This is a genomic window from Cytobacillus spartinae, from assembly GCF_042865285.1.
Classification (GTDB): Bacteria; Bacillota; Bacilli; order Bacillales; family Cytobacillaceae; genus Robertmurraya_A; species Robertmurraya_A spartinae.
Map to the genome: position 1 here is coordinate 865,439 of NZ_JBIACK010000001.1, position 24,146 is coordinate 889,584.

The 24,146-nt window shown below is 37.9% G+C and carries 21 protein-coding genes; 4 read left to right on the forward strand and 17 right to left on the reverse strand.

Translation table 11 applies throughout. From position 1 onward, the window contains the following. Positions 1-13 precede the first annotated feature (13 nt). From ACFYKX_RS04425 to ACFYKX_RS04460, 8 genes are all read right to left on the reverse strand, one after another. Positions 14-3,850, reverse strand: a complete 3,837-nt coding sequence (locus tag ACFYKX_RS04425) for an ABC transporter permease subunit (protein WP_389358421.1) — start codon at positions 3,848-3,850, stop codon at positions 14-16. A gap of 154 nt (positions 3,851-4,004) precedes the next feature. Beyond that, complete coding sequence (locus ACFYKX_RS04430) at positions 4,005-5,051, reverse strand: ABC transporter permease (RefSeq protein WP_389358423.1); 1,047 nt, start codon at positions 5,049-5,051, stop codon at positions 4,005-4,007. Between the two features lie 21 nt (positions 5,052-5,072). Beyond that, positions 5,073-6,560 (reverse strand): sugar ABC transporter ATP-binding protein, encoded by a 1,488-nt coding sequence (locus tag ACFYKX_RS04435; RefSeq protein WP_389358425.1) that lies wholly within the window; start codon positions 6,558-6,560, stop codon positions 5,073-5,075. A gap of 84 nt (positions 6,561-6,644) precedes the next feature. Then, complete coding sequence (locus ACFYKX_RS04440) at positions 6,645-7,607, reverse strand: ABC transporter substrate-binding protein (RefSeq protein ID WP_389358427.1); 963 nt, start codon at positions 7,605-7,607, stop codon at positions 6,645-6,647. 99 nt (positions 7,608-7,706) lie between these two features. Continuing rightward, positions 7,707-8,693, reverse strand: a complete 987-nt coding sequence (locus tag ACFYKX_RS04445; protein ID WP_389358429.1) for a Gfo/Idh/MocA family protein — start codon at positions 8,691-8,693, stop codon at positions 7,707-7,709. 16 nt (positions 8,694-8,709) lie between these two features. Next, on the reverse strand, positions 8,710-9,516 hold the full coding sequence (locus tag ACFYKX_RS04450) for a sugar phosphate isomerase/epimerase family protein (protein ID WP_389358431.1): 807 nt from the start codon (positions 9,514-9,516) through the stop codon (positions 8,710-8,712). Between the two features lie 128 nt (positions 9,517-9,644). Next, positions 9,645-10,661: a Gfo/Idh/MocA family protein gene (locus tag ACFYKX_RS04455; protein WP_389358433.1), complete on the reverse strand. Its 1,017-nt coding sequence runs from the start codon at positions 10,659-10,661 to the stop codon at positions 9,645-9,647. A 24-nt stretch (positions 10,662-10,685) separates the two neighbouring features. Then, the gene (locus ACFYKX_RS04460; RefSeq protein ID WP_389358435.1) at positions 10,686-11,675 is read right to left on the reverse strand and encodes a LacI family DNA-binding transcriptional regulator; all 990 of its coding nucleotides are present in this window, start codon (positions 11,673-11,675) and stop codon (positions 10,686-10,688) included. A gap of 176 nt (positions 11,676-11,851) precedes the next feature. Here ACFYKX_RS04460 and ACFYKX_RS04465 point away from each other — a divergent pair, with 176 nt between their 5' ends. Further along, complete coding sequence (locus ACFYKX_RS04465; RefSeq protein ID WP_389358437.1) at positions 11,852-12,820, forward strand: sugar phosphate isomerase/epimerase family protein; 969 nt, start codon at positions 11,852-11,854, stop codon at positions 12,818-12,820. A gap of 100 nt (positions 12,821-12,920) precedes the next feature. On the opposite strand, the gene ACFYKX_RS04470 is transcribed toward ACFYKX_RS04465, so the two are convergent. From ACFYKX_RS04470 to ACFYKX_RS04485, 4 genes are all read right to left on the reverse strand, one after another. Next, on the reverse strand, positions 12,921-13,130 hold the full coding sequence (locus ACFYKX_RS04470) for a hypothetical protein (protein WP_389358439.1): 210 nt from the start codon (positions 13,128-13,130) through the stop codon (positions 12,921-12,923). A gap of 494 nt (positions 13,131-13,624) precedes the next feature. Then, positions 13,625-14,695, reverse strand: a complete 1,071-nt coding sequence (locus ACFYKX_RS04475; RefSeq protein WP_389358441.1) for a serine hydrolase domain-containing protein — start codon at positions 14,693-14,695, stop codon at positions 13,625-13,627. Next, entirely contained in the window at positions 14,692-15,495 is an 804-nt protein-coding gene (locus ACFYKX_RS04480) for a MerR family transcriptional regulator (protein ID WP_389358443.1), read from the reverse strand. The genes ACFYKX_RS04475 and ACFYKX_RS04480 overlap by 4 nt, the downstream gene beginning before the upstream one ends. Before the next feature lie 112 nt (positions 15,496-15,607). After that, positions 15,608-16,279 carry a DUF421 domain-containing protein gene (locus ACFYKX_RS04485; protein ID WP_389358445.1) on the reverse strand — a complete coding sequence of 224 codons (672 nt, stop codon included), beginning with the start codon at positions 16,277-16,279 and terminating at the stop codon, positions 15,608-15,610. Positions 16,280-16,639: 360 nt separating this feature from the next. Between ACFYKX_RS04485 and ACFYKX_RS04490 the strand changes: the two genes are divergently transcribed. Next, the gene (locus tag ACFYKX_RS04490) at positions 16,640-17,050 is read left to right on the forward strand and encodes a MarR family winged helix-turn-helix transcriptional regulator (RefSeq protein ID WP_389358447.1); all 411 of its coding nucleotides are present in this window, start codon (positions 16,640-16,642) and stop codon (positions 17,048-17,050) included. A 5-nt stretch (positions 17,051-17,055) separates the two neighbouring features. Next, positions 17,056-18,267, forward strand: a complete 1,212-nt coding sequence (locus tag ACFYKX_RS04495) for an MFS transporter (RefSeq protein WP_389358449.1) — start codon at positions 17,056-17,058, stop codon at positions 18,265-18,267. A gap of 115 nt (positions 18,268-18,382) precedes the next feature. Here ACFYKX_RS04495 and ACFYKX_RS04500 read toward each other — a convergent pair whose 3' ends face one another. From ACFYKX_RS04500 to ACFYKX_RS04520, 5 genes are all read right to left on the reverse strand, one after another. After that, entirely contained in the window at positions 18,383-18,853 is a 471-nt protein-coding gene (locus ACFYKX_RS04500) for a CBO0543 family protein (RefSeq protein ID WP_389358451.1), read from the reverse strand. 769 nt (positions 18,854-19,622) lie between these two features. Further along, complete coding sequence (locus tag ACFYKX_RS04505) at positions 19,623-20,948, reverse strand: hemolysin family protein (RefSeq protein WP_389358453.1); 1,326 nt, start codon at positions 20,946-20,948, stop codon at positions 19,623-19,625. Positions 20,949-21,211: 263 nt separating this feature from the next. Beyond that, complete coding sequence (locus tag ACFYKX_RS04510; RefSeq protein ID WP_389358455.1) at positions 21,212-21,742, reverse strand: hypothetical protein; 531 nt, start codon at positions 21,740-21,742, stop codon at positions 21,212-21,214. A gap of 179 nt (positions 21,743-21,921) precedes the next feature. After that, entirely contained in the window at positions 21,922-22,398 is a 477-nt protein-coding gene (locus tag ACFYKX_RS04515) for a DUF2975 domain-containing protein (protein WP_389358457.1), read from the reverse strand. Positions 22,399-22,556: 158 nt separating this feature from the next. After that, positions 22,557-23,075: a YfiT family bacillithiol transferase gene (locus tag ACFYKX_RS04520; RefSeq protein WP_389358459.1), complete on the reverse strand. Its 519-nt coding sequence runs from the start codon at positions 23,073-23,075 to the stop codon at positions 22,557-22,559. A gap of 194 nt (positions 23,076-23,269) precedes the next feature. Here ACFYKX_RS04520 and ACFYKX_RS04525 point away from each other — a divergent pair, with 194 nt between their 5' ends. Further along, positions 23,270-24,097: an MBL fold metallo-hydrolase gene (locus ACFYKX_RS04525; protein ID WP_389358461.1), complete on the forward strand. Its 828-nt coding sequence runs from the start codon at positions 23,270-23,272 to the stop codon at positions 24,095-24,097. Positions 24,098-24,146 lie beyond the last annotated feature (49 nt).

Here is a 24,146-nt window from a genome sequence, read left to right on the forward strand (position 1 = left end):
TTCTTTTGCACCACTAATCCTCTGAATTGGCAGTGGCAACGGTCTTTGTTTCAAGCAAACTGACTGCTTTTTCAATAAATTCGTCCCTTTCACTTACGATTCCATCTCTTGACGTTGCCGCCATCATCGTTGGTGGGACACCTTTTCCATTTAACACCGAACCATCTGCTTTCATGACTTTCATTCCGGTCCAGCTAAAATAAAGCTCACCCGGAAGGATATCTGTGTTCACCAATCCTCCTGAACCTGCAGAAACAACGCCCACAATATCCCCTAAGTTGTTCTCCGAGACAAAATTCAAGTACGATTCAGCATCTCCCTTAGTACCTTCATAGGAAAGGAAAACGAGTTTACCTGAGAATGTTTGTTGTACCGGCTCAACTACCCAGTCCTCCTCCAGCGTACGATTATAGTTAGACACCCCTTCGTAATCGGGAAGGATGATTTGAGGGATTTTGTATTGTGAGCCTTCCGTCTTCTCACTTACCATATACGATAATAACTCTCTCGTTGATAAGTCAGGAGTACCCCGCAAGTCAAAGATTACCCCTTTCGCTTGTAAAAGTGTATCTAAATATGGTCGAATGTCTTCCATCTTCGTCCCATTCAAATTCACATAATACTGATTGGAACCTAGTTCTCTTACTATGTCTGTACGGTTGAATTCATCGACTTCATGCACCTTTTCAAAGGTCATAAGAACTTCTTTTTCGACTCCATTTCGGTTAATGTTCAATCGGACTCTTTGACCTTTTTCGCCTTCCGTATACGCTTTTAACCCTTGATAAATTTTATATTGTGAAGATCCTGATTGCAGTTGAGCAAGCTCCTTTAATTCCTCAATGGAAGCTTTCCCGTCTTTTGAAATAATAATATCACCTTTTTGAATCGGTGAATCTGGAGCTGAAGCTGTCACATAAAGGGCACCATCTTCTATTCCCAAGTGGAATGGGAGGTTGTATTTTATATGAGAGCCCCATACATACACGTCCGCTTGACCATCCTCTAATGGCGTCAGCATTTTCTTGAAAACTTGGATAAATTCTTTTTCATTCGAAGCAGCAATTGCTCCCTTTAAAGCAGGTTGCAACTCTTTGCCCCAGTGACTTCGATTGCCTACAAAATTAGGGTAGAAATGCTGAATTTTATTCCATGCAATCACAATATCGGCTAATCGAATATCTTCATCTTGCAAATCCAATTCATTCATATCTAAATCTTTCACGTCACGGAAGATCTCCATAAATAATAGATTCGACTCTTCTGAATATCCTAAAGTCCCTTCCTCTTCAGTTGAATAAAGGACAATCGGCAACTGAACGTATAAGTCTTCACCCACCTTTTCTTTGATGACTTTTTCTTTTTGAGGAATGAGCTCAAATAATCCTTCCGTTACCTCTTGCTGTGTCTCTTCTACATATACTCGTTGACTCTGGTACAAGTTCAAGTCATCTGTTTGTGTTCTTGGTGGTCTCGAACCCGCCGCATAAACGATTCCAGGTCCTTGGTGTTGCCACGCCACTAGCTGAAGGGACGATCGATTGATACTTCCGATAAATTGGAAAGGATCTTCAGGCTCCTCTCCTTCCTGATAAAATTTCATCGTTGGAGCAATCGGATAAAATAATTCTTCTAACTTTCTCCTCAACTCTTTATCATCTTTTGCTGTTTTTATTTCCTGAATGCCGTAGACAGCGAACTTATCCCAGTCCATAAAAGCAGCTTGATCACTAGGGTGGAAGTATCTCACATATCCATAAACCTTTGAAAAAACTTCCACGTTTTTCACCATTCGATCCTCTTCTTGAGCAATCTGAACAGTTGAAGGAACGTCGTCTCCAATATAGCCTTTTGAGGATAAAAAGGTAATCGTGGAAACGATAAAAATTACCGCAACGCTAGCACTGACCAGTATTCGTTTTGGCGTTACTTTCTTAGGTTCAAACGTCTTAACAAATCGATTCCATCTAGTTTCCATGACAGCTCTTTCTACTTTTACCCATTTCTTATTAAAAAAGATTTTCAACCCTTCTCCCAAGAAGGAAAAAGTAAGAATGGTAAATGCAATACAGGCAGATGCAAAGAACGGAATCCAGATCGCTTCCCGAATATCATTTAAGGAATTTGAAAGGAGAACCGGCCATGCTAGCGAGCGATTTTCAAAGAACCACCTGCCCGTTTCATCCTGAACATATTCTTGTGATAAAAAAACGGAAATGAATCCAAATTGAGCAAGTAAAAATAAGGATCTACCCAAATCGGTTGTAAAATAAATAATCGATTTCTTTTTTAAATAAGGAAAATAATAGTTGGCAAAGAGCTTCCACTTGGATGTTCCGACGGAAACCCCTGCTAAAACGAATTCTTGACTACTTATTTGCCCAAATTCTTCTTTATAAATTTGCGCAATTCTCCCAATCTCCACTAAAGCCATTAACGAAACCATCCAGTAAATCCGGTTCGGGGTGAACTCAAAATAAGGGATGGCCATAAAAATCATCACAATAAATAAAATAGGAAAATAAGAGAATAGTAGCTGTAGACCGCGTAAACTAATCGTAAAGATTTTAATATTTCGACTAGCAAAATAGCCTAAAGGAATGGCAATCATGAACCGAACAAGCGATACAAGGCAGACAATTAATAAGGTTTCCTTCGCTCCTAACACAATGAGGCTAAACAGGTCCACCCCTTTACGATCCGTACCAAACCAATACTCACCCGAAGGAGGTAGCGGTGGAACAATGAGTTTTCCGTTGTCATCTTTTAAAAACATAAACTGCGTCAAATCCTTATCGACGATGGATAGGCCTGGACCAATAAAAGAAAAGAATAAAATTAACGCCAGAAATAACCCGCTTATAACAAGCAAAGGAAATTGTCTTATAAATAGGACTCCATTCCACAAAAAGGTTAGAAGTGAAAGCAGTACAATTCGAAGTTTTGATGCCCCAATTGGACGTACCGATTTTTGTGTGTCTTCTGTAAATGGAATGAGGAAATGCTTTGCCATATCACTCATAAACATCGTAATAAACATGATGATTAAAAAAGGAAACAGATACCCCACCGTGACCATGATCTGATCCTCTTGCACGGACTTCATGAGGTAATATCCTACGCCCCGATAATATGCTAGTAATTCAATAATCGGTAAGCTTGTTAAAATAAATAACATCACCGTTCTTGAATTGGTTAAAATGCTACCCCAAGTGTTCCACAATAAATGCGAAAAAATAATGTACGTTTCAGATTTCCCTTTTGAGATAGCGGTCTTCACATACTCTTTCGTTTCTTCGGACTCCAGATTGGTAATGGTAATCCGATACATATATAAAATCGGATATAAACTTAAACAAAAGATAGGAAGAATCGCATTATACCAATGTTCATGCCCAAACAAATCAAGTTGAGGAAATCCAAACCTCACAGCAAACATGAGCCCATACTGAACCAAGATAAAAAGAAAGAAGTCTGGTAATGTACTAAACAACAGATTAATACTTTGAATGAATTTACCAAACCATTTTTCCCGATACTTAAAACCTATGAGACCAATTAAAACACCAATCGTTATACTTATAAAGAAAGAAGGGAGTATTAGCTTTATACTTCTTAGCGCATTTCGGATTACTTCCTCAAAGATAAATGCCCCTGTCTCCGCCTTTCCTAATCCCTCACCAGAAATAAGGTTCTTTATTGTGGTAATGTATAATTCTAGCATGTGATCCACATTAAATTTCATCGTAAAACTAAATGGGTCTTTCGGAATAATAGCTAGAAAAATTAAAATAAGTGCAACCAACGTGATAATGAATAAATTCTTTAATTGCTTGATCAGAATCCTCATAAAAGGAACCCCCTTTCTAACCTTTTTATAAAATTATTAACAGAATTTTACAACTATTACGTTTTTATTTCGATACGCTAACAAAATTTCCCTTCAATTTAGACAAAAAAAGTAGTGCAAACCCACACAATGGTTTAACACTACTAATCTCTTGCTATGATGTTTTTTCTTTCCTTTGGAGCAGGACAGCTGCCACAACAATGATTCCCTTAAAGGCTTCTCGTAAAAACGGCGGGACTCCAAATAGATTTAATAAATTGTTCATGACCGCAATGATCAACATCCCGTATACGGTACCCAAGATAAATCCTCTACCACCCATCATGCTCGTTCCACCAACGACCGCTGCTGCGATGGCGTCCATTTCCATCCCTCTTCCCGCGTTTGAAAAGTCCATCGAACCGATGCGAGAAACTTGAATGATCGCCGCAATGGATACGAGAAGTCCCATCAGAGCGTAAACGCGCAGTTTTACTTTATTCACATTAACCCCAGATAGCTTTGCTGCTCTTTCATTTGAACCCACGGCAATGATTTGTCTTCCAAACGTCGTTCGTTTTGATACATAGTAAAGGATGTACGCAATAATTCCCCAATAAATAATCGGCATAATCATCACGTTTCCAATTTTAAAACTAGCAATCTGTAAAAACTCAACAGGTACTTTTGGATTCGATCCCTGCATGAAATGTTGCGTGACACTTCGAAATATCATCATCGCACCCAAGGTAGCAATGAATGGAGGCACCTTCCCTTTTGTGATGGTTGCTCCTATCAGTAAGCCAAGTAAATATCCTAATAGCAGCACTAATAGAATCGTAACCACATAAGCCATAAATCCTGTTAGACCGAAAATACCAAGAATTCCATTGCTACCTGTGTCGAGAAGCACCATCGTAAAAGCACCTGTAGCAACCAATGTAGAACCCACGGCTAAATCGATTCCACCGGTCATAATCACGAGTGTCATGCCTAAAGCAATAATCGCCACACCAGCATTATTCCTTAAGATGTTAATCCAATTGTTGATCCAAGACCTAAACCATTCACCGAACGAATCATAGTCAAACCCTAACACTAACGTCTGTAAAATAATCATAATGATGAGTGCAATGGCAATGCTAAACAAAGGATCATTCGTCCATTTGTATTTAAACCACGCAACAAAGTTCCGTTTACTGTTTTCATTGGCTTTATCCATAAATGGCTCCTCCTCCCTTACTTATGTTACTAGCCCCCCTGTTGCCAGACTCATAATGTTATGTTCGTTCATACTTTCCCCTGTTAACTCTCCTTGAATGACCCCATGGTACATAACAAGCGCCCGATCACATACACGAATGATTTCATTGGCTTCACTAGATAAGACGACAACCGCAATGTCTTCTTCGGCAAGTTTTAAGATGATGTCATAGATATCTTCCTTTGCTCCTACATCAACCCCTTGGGTAGGATTGTCTAAAATTAGTAGCTTAGGATTAGCAGCTAACCACTTTGCCAATACCACCTTTTGTTGATTTCCACCAGAAAGACTTGTAATGCTATCCGTAAGCTTGCCCATCTTGATTCTTAATGTTTTCTTGTGTTCCTCAAACACTTCCTGATGCTTTTTCGTATTAATGATTCCACGTCTTGAAAAATGGGGCCATGTAACAATCGACACATTTTCATATATATCCATGTCTTTTATGATGGCATTTTCTTTCCGATTACGAGGTAAGTATGCAATCCCTTCACGAATGGCTTTCGTTGTGCTTGTGATTTTCACTTCATTCCCATTCAAGTAAATCTTTCCTGACGATACTTTTTCCGCTCCAAAGATCGACTGAAAGAGTTCACTTCGTCCGTCACCAAGTAACCCTGTCACCCCAACAATTTCACCGGCTTTTATAGAAAAACTAATATCTCTAAAGGTTTTAGCGGAGGATAGATGCTCCACACGAAGTACTTCTGAACCAAGCCTCTTCTCCCTTAAAAGCGGCTCTGTTCTCACATCATACCCAACCATATGGCGAGCAAGGTCATTGGTCGTCACATCGCTAACCTTCCCCTCTGACACGAGGTTTCCGTCCCGAAGAACAAGGTAACGATCGCAAACTTCCATCACTTCCTTCAGTTTATGAGAAATAAAGATGATTCCCACATCGTGTTCCTTCATCGACTTCATCATGGTAAACACCCGTTCAATTTCTTGATCCGTTAAGGAGGTGGTTGGTTCATCCATAATAATAATCGATGCGTTTGTCATCATGGCTTTGCAGATCTCTACAATCTGCTTATAGGATGAATCCAAATCTTGAACCATCGTATTCGGATCCAAATCTACGTTCATTTTTTGAAACATTTCTTCTGTTTCTTTGTACATTCTTTTTAAATCTAGGCTTCCTCTTTTCGTTTTCAATTCTCTACCAAGAAACATATTCTCATAGATAGGTAGGTCGTTAATAAGGTTGAGCTCCTGGTGAATGAAGGCAATTCCCGCTTCCTGTGATTGAGCAGGCGTATGAAATACCACTTGTTGACCATCAACAGTGATCGTTCCTGAATCCATCTGATGAACTCCGCCCAGAATGTTCATCAACGTCGATTTTCCAGCGCCATTTTCACCTAGTAAGGCGCAAATCTCTCCACCTTTTAAGGTGATTGATACATCTTTAAGTACATCATTGCTTCCGAATGATTTGCGTATGTTTTTCATCTCTATGATCATGAAATCACCTCCATACGTTAAACTGGGTTATTAAAAGAGAGGCTATAGCTGTGCCATAACCCCTCCATATCTTCTTGTATCGGTTTAGTATGGTGAACCGTCATCCAAGAACTCTTCGTAATTCTCACGGTCTACAACTGACGTAGGAATAATGGTATTCTCTTCCACACTCTCCCCTTTTAACAGCTTAAGTGCAACGTTTACAGCATCTTTAACCATTGCTGGACTGTATGTGGCGGACTGAATCCAAATATCCTCATTCTCTGGCATCATCTTGAAGTATTCCTGCATCCCTCCACCGCCAGTGACGACCTTAATATCGGTTCTTCCTGCTTCACGAATCGCCTGTAGCACCCCGATAGATGTTTCATCATCCATGGAATAAACAGCATCAATCTGCTTATTGCTTGTTAGGATATCTGCAAAATCCTTCAAACCATCTTCTCTTGTAAACTGGGTTGCATAAGTTAGTAGATTCATATCCGGAGCAATTTCCTCTATCGTTTCAACAAAGCCTTTCTTTCTTAACTCAGACACAGACCCTGACGTTGGAACCTCAAGAATAACGACATTTCCATCTGTTCCAATTTTGTCTACAATATAGTGTGCACCTTGGACTCCCATATCCTCGTTATCGCCAGCTACACGGTATACACCCTCTGCATCAATGACGATATCGAAGTTTACGACTTCAATGCCTTCATCAAGGGCTCTTTGAATCGGTACTTCCATCCCTTCCCACTGTGGAAATGCTACAATCGCTTCTGCTCCCCAAGTCATTAAATCGTCTAACTGGGATGTCATTTCCTCTGCGTTACTACTTGTTTGAATCTGGTATTCAATCTCATCCCCTAGTTCCTTCGCACGCGCTTCAGCATGATAGGCGACCGCAGCTACCCACCCGTGAGTAACCGCTGGAGCTAAAATTCCAATCTTGTACTTATCAGCATCATCGCCACTACCAGAATCATCCCCCGTATCTGCACCACATGCACTAAGTGCAAAGACAAGTATCAGCAACAAAAATGAATAGAAAGCCTTTTTCACTAAAATAACCTCCTTAGTTTACACTTGTAATCTATTACAAATTGAAGTGAAACCTTTTTTAAAAAAACTGGTAAACGAATAAAAGCGCTTTCATTCTACCTAAAGATAAACAACAGATTCTGTTTCTAGCGATCTTTGGATGGCCTCTAACAATTTAAGGGTATACATGACTTCGTCCAGAGGGATCATCGTGTTTTCTTCGTTCTTTTCTATACAATTGACAAAATAAGCTAGCTCATTTTTAAAAGGATCCTCATCGTCAACATGAATTTCTACTACTTTATTGTTAGAGTAGTATCTAAACTGGTGTTGGCTATCTTTAAGGTTTTCAATATTTTCACCAGCTGCAACACTAAAGTCTAGTATGCTATCATCGGTTTGTGTCCTTAATGCCATCGTAAAAGGATATCCCGACTGCATTCGTTGGGACGCTTCCACAAAGGCTTTGCCACCATTTTTAAAAGTTAGGGTGGTCATCACATGGTCCCAAGCTCCAAGTAAGTTCTTGTGTCCTACTGCATATACTGACTCGGTTTCCCCTAACAAATAATAGAGAAAGTCAATATCATGAATATGGAGGTCAAATAAAGCACCGCCACTTTTCTCTGGATCTTGAAACCAAGTACTCCAGTTTGGAACCTGACCTAGCCGTTTGGCATGAACCACTTTTATCTCCTTCAACTTGTCACTTTCGCTATAAGTTTTAAATACCTTATATTCCGGCCAAAAGCGTAAGACGTGGCCTACGAACAACTTCACTCCATGTTCTTGAACCACTTTTAATATACGGTTGGCAGATTCAACGGATAAGGTAAGAGGTTTTTCGCATATGATGTGTTTCCCGGCTTTAGCCGCCTTGATAATATATTCCTCATGCAAATAGGTTGGTAGGCAAATATCCACGATATCAATTTCCTTTTTCGATAAAAGGTCATCGTACTCTGTCACGAAATCACCACCGTACACAGTATCCATTGTTTCTTTCTTCGTACATATAGTGGTCACTTGTGCATTCTCTATTTGTTGATAGGCGTTTAAATGTGCTTTCCCGATAAACCCTAACCCAACGAGCCCAATGTTCTTCACTTGTTTTCACCTACCATCATGTAAGAATGCTTGAAAGATAGTCATAAGAACTTTGTACGGCTTTATTTACTTCGTCTAAACTCGCTGGTCCTGATGGTGTAAATTCAACCTCAATGCTTATCGGTCCTTGATAGTTTGCTTGCTTAAGTGTGTGAAAGATTCGGTGGAAATCGAATTCCCCATCTCCGATTGCTGGGAAGTTCCATACGTTCGCAGAACCAATTTTATCCTTCAGATGAATGAATTCAATGTAATCGACGGAATTCTCCAAATCGTCATATGGATAAATCCCTCCGTAAAATAGTACATTTCCAGTGTCATAATTTATTTTCACTCGATCATTTAGCGTTTTCGCCAAATGTTTTAAAGACACTCCAGTTGCAAAATTATTCCCATGTGTTTCAATGACGAGTTGCTTATCAAACTTCTCACATTTTTGTATGATCGGTTCTAGGTTTTTAGCCAATACCTTTTCATCCTCTATTACATCTTGATCCCCATGTGCATCACCTGTTGCGGTAATGATATATTTACAATCAAACTCTACCGCCAATTCAATGCTATCTATTAGATTTTGAATCCCTTCCTGTGTCATCACATTGCTATGAGCCCCAATTCCTACACATTTCATCTTGTATTTTTCTAATAAAGCTTTAATCTCATTTCGTTCCTTTGAAGACATTTCCGGTAAAATGTGAGCTGTATGATCTTTTACAGCTGCTAATTCAATTTGTGTGAACCCTGCTTGGCTTGCTCCTTTTACAGCTTCTTCTAAAGTAAACCCGTGGTACGTGTTCGAATTGATTGCAAGCTGTTGTATCATGTCACCCCTCCTGTCACGTATGTAATTGATTACATACAAATTGAAATGAATACTATAAATATATGTTCCAAGTAAGTTACACATGATACGTCAGTCACGTAATTCCTGCTGTAATCCGTTACATTTTATTAAATTCCATTTTCCCCTAAAATCTTCTCAATCACTTTAAGGCTTGCAAGAGCTTGCTGCCCCGTAACACTTGGTTCCTTGTCATGAATGATACAATCGATAAAGGCATCAATGACTCCAGAACTCGTTTGATTCTCATTTGTTTGAATCGGCTCCAGTTCGTATTTAATCACCGCACCATCCTTCGTTTCAACGATTAACTGGTGTTCAGGATGATGATAGATTTTTAGGATTCCTTTTTGACAGTAGATGGTCGTTGAATTATCCTCAGAACCGTAATACGTCCATGAAAATGAAGCGGTCCCTAAACGACCTTTTTTCGTCTTTAACGCGCATACGACATTGTCGCACACCTCAATCGGTTTCCCATTCTCATCGACTTTATCAAGAGCAGCATAAAACGCATGAACATCTTCTATTTCATCATCTAATAGGAAGTGAATTAAATCGATTTTATGAATCCCTAAATCACCTGCAACGCCAGAGTGCGAACGCTCTTTTTTAAAAAACCAGGTAGCATTCGATTTATCTACTCCCCAACTTTCCGGTCCTTGGTGGCCAAAGGAAGATTTAAAGGTTAACACTTCCCCTAGTTCTTTCTTATCAATGATTTCTTTTGCTTTTTGATGTGCCTTCGTGAATCGTTGGTTATGGTCCACCATAAGCTTCTTTCCAGATGCAGCCTGCGCTTTAAGGATCTCTTCTGCATGTTTTACACTGATTGCCAACGGTTTTTCGCATAAAACATGCTTCCCATGCAATAATGCTTGGGCCGTATTAATATGGTGCGCTTCATTTGATGAACAGTCGCTAACCGCTACGATCGTTGGATCATTAAAAAGTTCTTCAATGGTTTCTACTGAGCGTCCACCAAATTGTTGAGCCAGTTCCTTAGCCCTCTGTAGATTTCGGTCAAAAAATACAATTTCATCTACATGCGGGTTTGCTCGATACTCCGGTGCATGACGAAATTTCGTAATGGAACCACACCCGATGATGCCCACTTTCATTCCCATATGCATCCCCCCTTTTGAAGTTAACTATCCCATAGTAGATTCACGAATGATTAATTCATGATCTAGTACCATGCTTTCCACTTTATTTCTTCTGATAATGCTAATGAGCATGTTGGCTGCTGTGCATCCCATTTTGTACATCGGCTGAGCAATCGTGGTGAGTGTTGGATTCGTCATATTTGAGAAGCTGATATTATCGAACCCGACTACAGCTATATCGTCCGGAGCTTTTAAGCCACATACATTAATTTCTTTTAGTGCCCCAATGGCTAAAGTGTCGGACACTGCAAAGACGGCTGTTGGCTTCTCGTCCAAACGAAGGAGCATTCTCATCGCCTGAACGCCATCTTGGAAGTCTAACTGATGGGTGTGATAAATCCACTCTTCTCGAAGTGGTAAGCCGAATTCTTTTAGCGCTCTTTCATACCCATTTCGTCGTTGGCGGGCATATAAAAACTTTTCATCTGAGTTGATTAGGGCAATTTTTTGATTCCCCAATTTAATGAGATGTTTAACTGCGTGGTAGGCAGCTAACTCATGGTTAATAGTGACATACGGAATACTTCCACCCTCTTCGTATTCACTACATAGAATAATAGAATGATTCTCAGCAAGCTCCGTTAGTTTTTCCATATTAACGGTTGGGTCCATGGAAATAACCCCATCTGCTAGTTTGTTTTTCACCATATTAAAATAAATATTTTCTCGTTCGGGACTAGAATTCGTTTCACATAGAAGGATGTTGTAGTTGTTTGCAATGGCGGTGTTTTGAATGCCATTAATAATGTCTGAATAAAAAGGATTAGAGATACTTGGAATGAGTACGAGCAAAAGCCGACTTTCGGAGTTTCTTAAATTACGTCCTAACATACTAGGTTCATAATCTAAATCTCGAATCGCATTTTCAACTTTTAGTCTCGTTTTCGGAGTAACTGAAGGATTGTTGTTAAGAACACGGGAAACCGTTGCAACGGAAACACCCGCTTTTTTTGCGACTTCTTGAATATTTGCCATGTTAGATCCCACTTTCAGTTTATATATATTCATCATATTGTAATCGATTACAAAATTATTCTTAAAATTAATATTAATCTCACAAGGCATTCTAAATTGTGTACCTTTTCTATAAACTCTTACTATAAAACTCTTTTTTATTCCCATAATGTAATGGATTACAAGGAGGTATGGTGATGAAGTTAGGTGTTTTTACTGTTTTATTTTCGAATAAGAACCTTGATGAAATGTTAGACCATGTGGCTTCAAAAGGAATTGAAGCAGTAGAGCTTGGTACAGGCGGTTACCCGGGAGATGCCCATTGTAAAGTCGATGAACTATTAAACAATGAAAAGAAATGCGAGGAATTTCTAGAAAAGATTACTAGTAGAGGGCTAATGATTAGCGCTTTAAGCTGTCATTCAAACCCACTTCATCCTCAGAAACATTTATCAGAAAAAGCGGACACCCTTTTTACGAAAACCGTAAAGTTAGCTAGCAAACTTGGGGTACCTGTTGTGAATACATTTTCGGGATGTCCCGGTGATCATGAAGGGGCTAAATATCCGAACTGGCCTGTAGCACCTTGGCCACCTGAATTTCAAGAAATTTTGAAATGGCAATGGGAGGAAAAGATTATTCCTTACTGGAAGGAAAAAGCTGCATTCGCCGATCAGCATCAAGTAAAGATCGGTTTAGAACTGCATGGTGGATTCTCCGTTCATACCCCGGCCACTCTCTTGAGGTTACGGGAAGCATGTGGTCCTGCGATTGGCGCAAACCTTGACCCTAGTCACATGTGGTGGCAAGGCATTGATCCAGTCGAGTCCATTAAAATCCTCGGTCGTGAAAATGCCATCCACCACTTTCACGCAAAAGATACCATAATGGATCAACCAAATACGAACCGAAACGGATTAACCGACATGACTTCTTATAGTGACATGCAAAATCGTTCCTGGTATTTCCGTACGGTTGGTTTTGGTCACGATGCGAAAGTTTGGGCGGATATCATTAGTACTCTACGCCTTTATGGATATGATTACGTGGTTAGTATTGAACACGAGGATGGATTAATGTCGATTGACGAAGGATTTACGAAAGCAATTGAAAATCTTAAGCCAGTTATGGTGAAGGAATCGGTTGGGGATATGTGGTGGACGTAGAACACATTAAGCGAGAGAGAAGACCAAGAAAGATTACTGGTCAGCTCTTCTCCCTACACCAGTATCTGGATGGTTACTAGTTTCTCACCTTTAACTTTAATCAGTGGTTCAACTGGTTTTTCTCCCTCAAAATAAAAAATTCTCTTATAAAGGCACCTAACCCAGCAGAACATCCAATCACGGAAATTAACATGACAACTCTTACGAATGTATGTGGAGAGAAAACCACTTGCAAGCTTCCTAAAATAATGAGCAAGCCAAGCAAAACACATCCTACGACTAATGGTTGTTTACTTGATTTCTTTTTCATTATATCTCTCTCTTTCGTTATGTATGTACTAAGTATATCATTTCCTTGGGTTGTACTTCATGCAATAGAAATAGAGGCTGGACATAACTATTTCAGGCAATGATAAACCCGAACTATTAGGTGATATTTCAAGGGATATTTCGCCTAATAGTTCGGGTATTTATAATGAGTTAAGTTGGAAGAATAAGTTCGTTCCATTGCGCTGCACCCACTCGCTTTCCGCGGGGAGGAAGCTGAGCCTCCTCAGCTACGCCTCCGGGGTCTCAGCCTTTCCTCTACTTCCCGCAGGAGTCGAGTGGCTTCCTCTCCATTCCACTAGTTATTAATAATGGTATCCAGAAGCAACAAATCTATTGAAAACAATTGATAAGTAACAAAGTGTATTAAGATTTGTTCGTCTATCATTATTGTTTATTAGTTTATGTCCCAGCCTCCCCTTTATCTATCCATTCTGTTTCCATACTTTAGAAATAAATTTAAAGATGGTCATGTCATCACTTGTTTTGAATAAACTCTTTGAATACGAATTCAGCATGATTTTCATTCACTGTTCCACTTAATCCAAGCAACATTTTTATTAATCTGATTGTCGATATTTGAATGGTTGAGAACATAACGATTCCTATTTGCTCTTCTTTTAAAAACCCAAAATACGTATGGAATCCCATTGTTGTTCCACCATGATGAATAAGTGGATAGGAACTCCATTTCTTATTTTCAATAAACCAGCTTAGACCCATTTGTATTCTTTTATTAGCTTTTACACCTTGCAGTTGATGAGTTAAATCGATTTCTTCCTTTAGAGGACTGTCTACCAAACTCATTTGATGTTGCAGATAAATCATCATGTCGTGAAGAGTGCTTTTAAATGCACCTGCACCTTGAACAGCTGGAATCTCTATAGGCGGAATCCGCTCTCCTTTTTTATTATACGGCTTCACATACCTCTTCAGTTGCTCCTCATTTCCATGTATAAAGGTATCATTCATTCCAATTGGAGTCAGAATGTGACTTTTGATGGCTTCTTCATAATCCATTTTTACTACTTCACTTAAAACATTTCCTAATAAACCTACCCCTATGTTTGAGTAGCCCCATTTCTTTCCAATCTCTTTCTTTAAATCAAAATCCAAATAAAATTGATGCAAATCATCAAGGGTATAATGTTTAAAAAAATTATCCTTATCTTGCTTATTTTCTTTCATTCTCTTTCGAAGTTTTTTCATATCTTCTCTTGGTAGACCTGATTGATGAGTGGCTAGATGGCGAAACGTTATTTCTTTTCCTTTTGACGAGAGTGCATTCTTATACTCGGGCTTAAAAGTAACAATCGGTTCATCTAAGGATAGCCTCCCTTCTCGCGCTAATTTGGCTAAAAGTAAGCTTGTAAAGGTTTTAGTTGTTGAGCCTATTTCAAATACACTTTTACCTATTTCTGTTTCTCCCATATCATCATAAATTTGTCCTTGTATATGTTGACTGTCTTTCGTCACAACCCCGATTGCATAGCTTGCTTTTTTTGCACTCTTAATCTCTTTTTCTATTAAACTCTCAGGAATGTTCATACTTGCTCCCCCAGACTCTTAGAGTTCTCAAACCCTTTTAATAACCCTTCACAATTGTGGTTTTTCTCAAAAACACGAACAGACTCCTCAATAAAACTTTGGACAGCTTGTGGTATAAAAGAAAACTGTAATAATCCTTCTGTTTCATCCTGCAAACCTTCTAGTTCATTTACCATTTCAGGAGTAAAGATTTCTTCTATTTGAATAAAAAGTTTTTGGGTTAATTCTTGTACTTGAGCATTACTAGGTTTATAACCTTTTAGTTGAAATTCCTGATAGTCGGCTAATAATTGAACAAATTGCTGCTCAATTTCTATTCTCTCTTCCTCTGGTCTGTTCTCTAAGAAGGCTTGATCTACGAGTTTTTTTGATAGATGCTTTTCGAAGTATTTCTTTTGGGTATTCTCATGTTGGATAGAATGAATGATGGTTAATAATAGTTGGTTATCAATATCCTTATTTTGAACAAGAGACTCTGCCTTTGAAATCGTTCGAATGACTATATCAATTTCTTCTCTTTTCTTCAAAAGCATCTCTTTTTGCAATTTTAAAGTTTCATGAAGGTGATGGTTTGAGTTCTCTATAAGATTGTCTTGTATTTCAGACAGTGAATATCCTAAATATTTTAATGTTAGAATCTTTTGTATCTTTTCGATGTCATCCATCACATAAAGTCGATGACCTTTTTCGCTATATTTTGATGGTTTTAAAAGCTCAATGCGATCGTAATAACGCAATGTGCGTTCCGTAACACCCGTCATAGTAGCAAACTCTTTTACTGTATAAGTACTTTCACTCATGTTTGTTTTACTCCTCTCTTTCATTCCCTACCTCAAATCTACATCATGACGTTACGTCAATGTCAATCCAAATTAAATAAAGACCTCTAAATTAAATAGAGATCCCAAGCTGTCATACCTTTTCATTTGTTCGTGAATTAATTTTTAGTTTTTTTGTTTTTTCATTCACATAAGCATAGATGATATCCTTTAAGTTCAAGTCCTGGTTTCTCAGATGTTCTAGAAGCCATTCCTTGGATTTTCCAAGTAATATAAGGTTTCGTTCTTGTATTTTCCCATCAATAATTACAGATATCGGTAATCCCTCATCATCAATAGAGATCTCCAAATGTTGTACGGTAACAGGTGTGTTTTCAGGTTTTGGAATTACAGAAACCTCTCCTATTGGTTCCAAAAGTGCATAATCAATATCATCAACTTTAGGGTAGCCTTTAGTCCTTAGGATTGAAAGTAATTGAGCGATTGATAATTTTGATTTTTCTATATTATCTTCAATGATTTTCCCATTTTTAATTAGCAAAGTTGGTTCACCTAATAAAAATCGGTTCCCCCACTGCCAAAGGGTTAACTTTGAGAACAAGATATGTGCAGTGACAAGAAAAGCTAAAGCCAAAACGGTAGGGAGAAATTCTGTGCTAATGAGAGGTTCGGATGCGATCGTCCCCACGATAATAATGGCAACTAGGTCATAGGGTGTCATTTGCACAATTGTCGATTTCCCCATTAATCTCATGACGGCAATGGTCACAATATAAAGGGTAATAATCTTTATGAACAAGGTCATAATCGTCACCTCATTTTATGAATAAGGCTCTTTTCGTAAACTTTGTTGCTATTTAGATACTTTAAACTGCTCTTGACGGATTATGGTGCTGTTTTCTTTATTTTTGGAGAAAAGATGCCACGAAACAACATCAAACACGTGTTGGAGACCATACGAATAGCAACAATCTATGCGAAAGCAGCCATGAATAAACATAGATTTCCCAATTATGTTTGTACTATCCAAACGATGACACTCTCCCCTCTTCCTTTTTCACGCTCAAAAAGTTAGTTTCGTTTACTTTTTTCCCTTACCTCTATATAATAAAATGAGCCAATTAATTACCTAGGTAACTATTTAAAAGAGCGTGGTGAAAAAAACTTGGATACGACTACTCTTTTTCATACATTGAACCAAAAGGTACGCCTCTTATCGAAGGAAGCTAATGAGGTATTGCAGAAATACGGATTGTTTTCTTCTCAATGGACCATCCTCTATGTACTTTCTGAAAAAGGCCCGATGACACAAATGGATATCTCCGATTATATAAAAGTGGAAGCTCCGACCGTAACAAGAACCCTTACTCGCTTAGAGGAAAGTGGTTGGATTGTTCGGAAACCAGGTAAGGATAAGCGAGAAAAGACAGTAGAGTTAACCGAAATGGCTAAAAACAAATATCCTATTGTGAAACAGTCAATTATGGAATTTGAACAGGAATTCATCGTTCAATTATCACAACAAGAACAACAGCAGCTCCTAAATTTGTTAGGTAAGCTTGGAAAAGGAGAGTGAATGAAGTGGAACCTGCTAAGGAACCGATTTGGACGAAGGATTTCTTAAGTATTTCTTTTGTGAATATGAGTGTATTCATCACCTTTTATTCGTTGATGACCACCTTACCGATTTTTGTGATTTACCAATTGGATGGAACGGAAGCCCAAGGTGGTCTCGTTGTCACCATCATGCTTTTATCTGCTATCTTAATCAGACCTTTTTCAGGAAACATTATTCAGAGGTTTGGAAAACGAAAGATATTAATTGTTAGTACGATTGCGTTTGCTGTAACTTCCCTCGGATATATGATGTTTGATCAATTCATGTCCCTTATGGTGTTGAGATTTATTCATGGCTTGTCTTTTGGGTTAATGACGACTGTTTCCTCTGCTATCGCGGCAGATATCGTTCCGAATGAACGGAAAGGAGAAGGGCTTGGGTATTTTACCATGTTTATGAACGTGGCTGTAGTAATCGGTCCTTTCGTTGGTCTTACACTTATTCAAATGGCCTCGTTTCAACTATTATTTATCGTACTAAACATCGTTGTTCTAATTAGTGTCATCTGTGCTTTTCTAGTAAAGATTCCGAATACTGGTGACCAGAATGTTAAAGCTGATGAAAAAAGAAAAGTATCTATACATGATTTCTTTGAAGTAAAAGTCCTACCTATTGCCCTTATTAGCGCACTCATTGCTTTCTCTTATTCTGGCGTCATCTCATTTATATCTGTGTATGCAAAAGAAATGGGATTAGAAAAAGTAAGCGGATATTTCTTTTTAGTATTCTCCATTACAATGCTTGCTACAAGACCCTATCTAGGCCGTTTATTTGACCGTCGCGGTCCAAAAATCGTTATCCTACCTTGTTTGCTTATTTTTGCAGGAGGTTACTTACTTTTAAGTATCTCTCATTCTCCTATTCTATTTTTAGTGTCTGCCGGTATTATCGGGGTAGGTTATGGCTCCTTATTGCCATTTTTACTTTCAATGTCTGTTCAATCAGTGGAACGAAACCGAAATGGTCATGCGACAGCCACATTCTTCACCCTTTTTGATATAGGGATTGCCGCGGGATCTTTCACTTTGGGTATCGTCGTCCATTATACTGGGTTCTCTAATTTATATATTTACCTCGCGGGTATAATTATAATGACAACAGTAATCTTCTTTCTGTACCATAATCATATAGAATCAATTAAAAACGAACCTTTAAGTACAACTCGGAGTTTGTAGAATTGTTTGAAGCATATCTTTCGACTTACTGCTTGTATACAAATCCTTATATTTAAAACCGCTTACGCGTTCCCACATCTTTAATCGGGTGTTCGTATAAGCGGTTTCATTCCTGTTAGGTAGTCCTCTTTGACATCTGTCTCATTTCAATAAAACAGGTAATTTTCTCATAAAACAGTACATTTACCGTCATTGTAAATACATAGAAAAAAAAGGAATAATAAATTTTCCAACCTTTATAGGTAAATAAGTGAAAAAAATTCACAGAGATCCCTTCTAATACAGTTAAGATCAGTGCGCTCACAATAATAAACACCACTTTACTAGGGCGATATCTTTTGTAGCGATCCATTAAGAAAAGAACCGTTCCTGGATAAACAATATTTTGAAGAAAAATATCCATGAGTTCTCCACTATTTCTATCCACCGTATCGTAAAAGTCATAGGGAGGCATGGCAAGAAAATAATCACCAATTGTTGTCATTTGAAGATTTAACAGAAATATACAGATGATTTGTGACCAGAGAAGCTTTCTATTCTTGCGGATAACATAGTGAATAGCAAATAGTATTAAAATCGTAATCACAATCACAAACCATTCATTTTCATCAAATTTTTTTGGGAGAATAGGTTTGATAGCATTTTCATATATTTCTTTCGTTTCATATCACCTTCTCCTTTCGAAGTATCCGAGGTAATATCTCCATAAAGAAAATGCTAGATGAAAGAACAATCATAGCTAAGACCAAGTCAATTGAAGGATACCAACTGTCACTTTTAGACTCTAGTACACCAATTAAGAGTAATATCTTTTCTACAAATACCCCTCCTGTAACCCATGAAAAACAAATGGCAATTTTTATAGATATTTTTTGATCACCCTTAATCACGTACATTACCCATAACAATAAAATGGGAAAGATGATTCCATATTGAAGTCTAGCCGACCAAAAAGGAAAATGTTCTTCTACCACCCTTAAACGCTTGTAAGGTGACGAAAGAAAATAGAAAATATTTTGACAATTATAGGAAGTGAACATGAGTAATATAAAAATTTCAAACGAATCAAATCTTTTTCTTAGATACTTTAAACTAAACAATAGTAAAACGGACAATAACAATAAAGTAATAAAAATAAAGAACATTTTTCCTTCTACCTTCACAATATTTAAGTTAAAAGTATTTTTACCATTTAAATCGACATATATCCAATAAGTTCTAAGTCTTCTTTTTCTTTTACACGCATTTAATTTTGTATTTAAAACTTTCTAATCAAATGTAGTTTTTAACCATTCATCTTATTCTTTAGAAAAGTAAAAGGAGTGATGCAATGCTGCACCACTCCTTTTATAAGGTTAATCCATTCCAATCATTTCTTTCTCAACCAATGAAACTTTAATCTTCGTAATCCTTCTATCATTCATTTCTTCTACACTAAATAGATTGTTCTCATATTCCACAACTGGTTGTTCGTTCTCATTTGGAATATATCCCAACATTCCAATGACAAAACCACTTAATGTGTCATACTCGTCTACTGGCAAATCGATTTTCAGGGCATCTTCCACTTCATAAAGGTTGGTTGTACCGACAACTAGGAAGGTGCTTTCATCTATGATGGTAATTTCCTCTTCTAACTCTGGTTCATCATGCTCGTCAGTTATGCTACCAACAATTTCCTCCATGATATCCTCAATCGTTACAATTCCATCCGTTCCACCATACTCATCGATTGCGATCGCCATATGAGTGTTCGTCACTTGCATTTCTTTAAATAAATCATCCACTTTCTTCGATTGGAGGACATATAAAGGATCTCTCGTTAGATCTTTAAGATTGAATTTATCTATATCCCCAGTCTCCATAAACTGAATAAGATCCTTAACATGTAGAATCCCAATAATTCGATCTAAATTTTCTTCATAAACAGGGAAACGAGTGTATTTTTCTATATTAACCATACGAATGGTCTCTTTAAAGGTAGACTGCACCGGTAAGGCAACAATGTTCGTCCTGTGAGTCATGATGTCTGTAACACTCTTGTTATCTAGTTCAAATATATTATTAATCATGATTTTTTCGTTCTCTTGTATCGTTCCCTTTTCTTTCCCTACATCTACCATCATTCTAATTTCTTCTTCCGTTACGTTTTCATCCTCTGCATTTGGATCAACTCCAAACAGCTTAACGATGGTATTAGTAGAAAAAGTTAGGAGCTTAACAAAAGGAGAAGAAACCTTTGATAAGATTGTAAGAGGTACGACGGCAATCATAGAGATGGCCTCTGCTTTTTGTAAGGCCAGTCTTTTCGGTACTAGCTCTCCAAGTACAAGGGTAAAATAAGACAGAATCAAAGTAATCGCGACAACGGAGAAAGCCTCAAGCATTCCCGGTGACCCTGGCACTCCCATCGCTATAAGCCAATCTGTAAAACGGCCAGCAAAGCTTTCAGCAGCAAATGCACTTGCTAAGAAACCAGCTAACGTAATTCCAATTTGAATGGTCGCTAAGAAACGACTTGGTTCAGATAAGAGTTGCTGAAGCATGATGGACTTTTTATCACCTTTTTCAGCCATCAATCTAACCTTGTTATCATTTAGAGATATTAGTGCAATCTCTGATGCAGCAAAAAAAGCATTTAGTACAATTAGTACTACAAGAATAGGTATTTCTATACCCAAAAAAGTTCAACCTCCAAGTATATTACATATATTAGTCTGAAAAATCATCAGACTGAAATTATTATAAAGTACTAAGAACCATCTACTCAAACCCGAAACTAGACAGTTTTGAACGATTTTGGTTCAATTTCACCCAAAAACGTGTATAAATATATGATTTCCTTATATTATTTCGACTTATACCAGCCAATTAACACCTTATGGGTTATAAGAATAAAACACATCATGCATTTTTAATTTTTAGCGTTGATTTACCTGAGCGTTTAGGCAACTTTCCTTTTAGAACCCGTCATGATAAAACATGTCAAAAAGGCAACGGATGTAACGATGATTCCAAACATCATTCCTATTGCAGCCATAAACGTATCTTCACCAGGATAACTAGGTTCTAGAGTAACTAACCGATAAATAAATATGGCGCTTAGGATCAAATAAAAACTGCTTCCTACCCCAGCCATCATTAATCGCTTTTTCTTTTCACCTTCCCACGCTAAGTTTACAGACGACCAAAAGATGACACTAAGGATAACGGCCATAATCATAACACCCAAGTGAATAAAAGGAATAGAAAGAAACGTGATCCCATATAAAATAAGTCCAGTTGAAAAGAATAAAACAGCATTTACAAAAAATAAGAAGGCGCCGCAAAGCCACTGATTTTGAATCCATGCTTTATGTTTTAACTGGTTAACTAGTTTGTTATTAGTACCGAGTCCTTGAATAATTGGATTCTTAAAAAGAATTATGGCTAATACTCCTAGTAAACCTACCAAAATTATTAAAGAAAATCCCATACATATCCCCCATTTTTTCTTCTCAACGATTCATTTACAACCTATAACATCATGTTCGCCAACAAAGGTTAATATAGCCACTAAGCCTTGGCTTTTTTTGATATTTACGGATAACACTAATTTTCTTAGACCAATTAGTGCACGATCTCCAAATTCATAATAGTTTCCATAATATCCCTTCAGACGGTCAAGTCATTCTCCGTTTTTAACTCCAACGCACTTCTTAACAATTGTTGTAGAACTGCTGCAAAAAATGTAATGATGAGTGACGCAAAAATAATGATTAGACCTATTAGGCCTATGCCAGGATGTAAAGCGCTCTGGGTTGCCAATACAACCATCCCCATAAAATATAAGAACATAATTGAAACTGCAGCGATTTTTATACCATTTAGTGAATTCACCGCCAACTTGGAGAAAGCACTTCCCAATTCAATGTATCGTAAGAGCTTGAAGGCCTCATACAACGCTATATAGAAAGGCACTCCTGTCATATATAACCCAATAAGAACAGGCATTTTTAGGTAAGCAAACTCCGGATTCAGTGTTGCAGCCTCATCCGCTAAGTGTGGCAAAAGAATAATAAACAGCAAAAGAACTGTAAGACCAATCGTGAAAATTGAGCCCTTTAAAAAGGCTGTATTCCCTCGTAACATAATGCACCTCTCTGGTATTTAATACCTTTATATTACAAATATATTTATCGTTTATCAATATATTTTTATTAATTATTAGATATTTTTTATCTTTACATATAAAAAACAGACCACCTATATGGATGGTCTATCCGAATAAATCCTTAAGTTTTAGCAAACTACCATCCTTTGCGACTACACAAAGTAGTAATATGCGCAAGGTGATGCCTTCCGTGCCAAGCATAGATTCCGATATTCCTACCTACTGACACTTCACCTGAATCAGGATGAATAAACGTTTTTTGCATATCCTCTGGACTTAAGCTACGTAAAAATTGGGTCCAACGTGTGTGAAGTGCTTCAAGCAATGTAAGTGAAACTTCAATCGGTAACTTGTAGTCATCTAGTTTCGCCCATTCCCCCTCGTCATAGGGTTTTATCGTAGGAGTTTCTTCCGTTAGAGCTAGTCTAAAGCGAATATAGGCGTTCATATGACTATCTGCTAGGTGGTGTACGACTTGACGTACAGTCCATCCTCCTAGACGGTAAGGCGTATCAAGTTGCTTATCATCTAACTTCTCTACTGCATCTCGTAATAACTGAGGTAAATCTTCTATTTCATTGATCCATCCGGTAGTTACTACGCTAGTGATTTCATCATTAAATTGAAAAGGTCCAATTGGATATCTCTCTCCCACTATGTTTTCCTCCTTGATCCACTGAAGTGAATTTCCTCTTCTCTATATTTTACTGACCCCTGTGGAAATCCTGCTTCTTTTTAATTAAAACATCGACTCATGCATCAATCCGATAAGAAATATTGAAAGGTCCTAAATTATGCTTTTTTAGTTTAATATGGTATATTTTCTGATAATTGAAGGGAGATGAAAGAGTGTTTCTAAAGAAAAAATCAATCCTTGGAGAGAAAAATGGAGTTTCCTTTTTGAATGGAAAAGTTTCATTCCAGAAGGTTTCATTAAATGTCTATAGCTTTTTAGTAGACGGTGTACTAATTGATACTGGAGCTCCCTCCTTAAATAAGCATTTCGAAGCATTTATTGATGAGTCGGATTTTGATCAAGTAATGATTACTCATTTCCACGAGGATCATACAGGATGTGCTGCATACATCCAAAAAACTAGGAAACTCCCTATCTACCTTTCGGAAAAATCAATAGATTCCTGTACAAAGCGAGCAAATTACCCCCTTTACCGAAAATTCTTTTGGGGAAAGAGAAGTCCGTTTCATGCTGAAGCGATCCCAGATACCTTTGCCTCCAGACATGCAACATGGGATGTCATTGATACTCCAGGTCACGCCTTTGATCATAAGGCCTTTCTAAACCGTGAAACAGGCCAGTTATTTACCGGAGATTTATTTGTTAACGAACGGACAAAAGTGGTGCTAGCAGAGGAAAGTATTCCAACGATCATCCACTCACTGAAACGAGTACTCACTTACGATTTTCATGAAGTATTTTGCAACCATGCAGGCTTTGTAGCGGAAGGACGACAAGCTATCGAACGAAAACTGGAATATCTATGTAATATTCAACAAACTGTCTTAACCCTACACGCACAAGGGAAATCAGTAGGTGAAATTCGCAAACAGCTTTTTCCTAAACCATATCCCATTATAAAATTATCAGGCGGGGAATGGGATTCTCTACATATCATTACATCGATATTAGCTGCACATAATGACACTAAATCATCTTAAGGAGGCTGGGACATAAGTATTTCAAGCAATGATAAACCCGAACTATTAG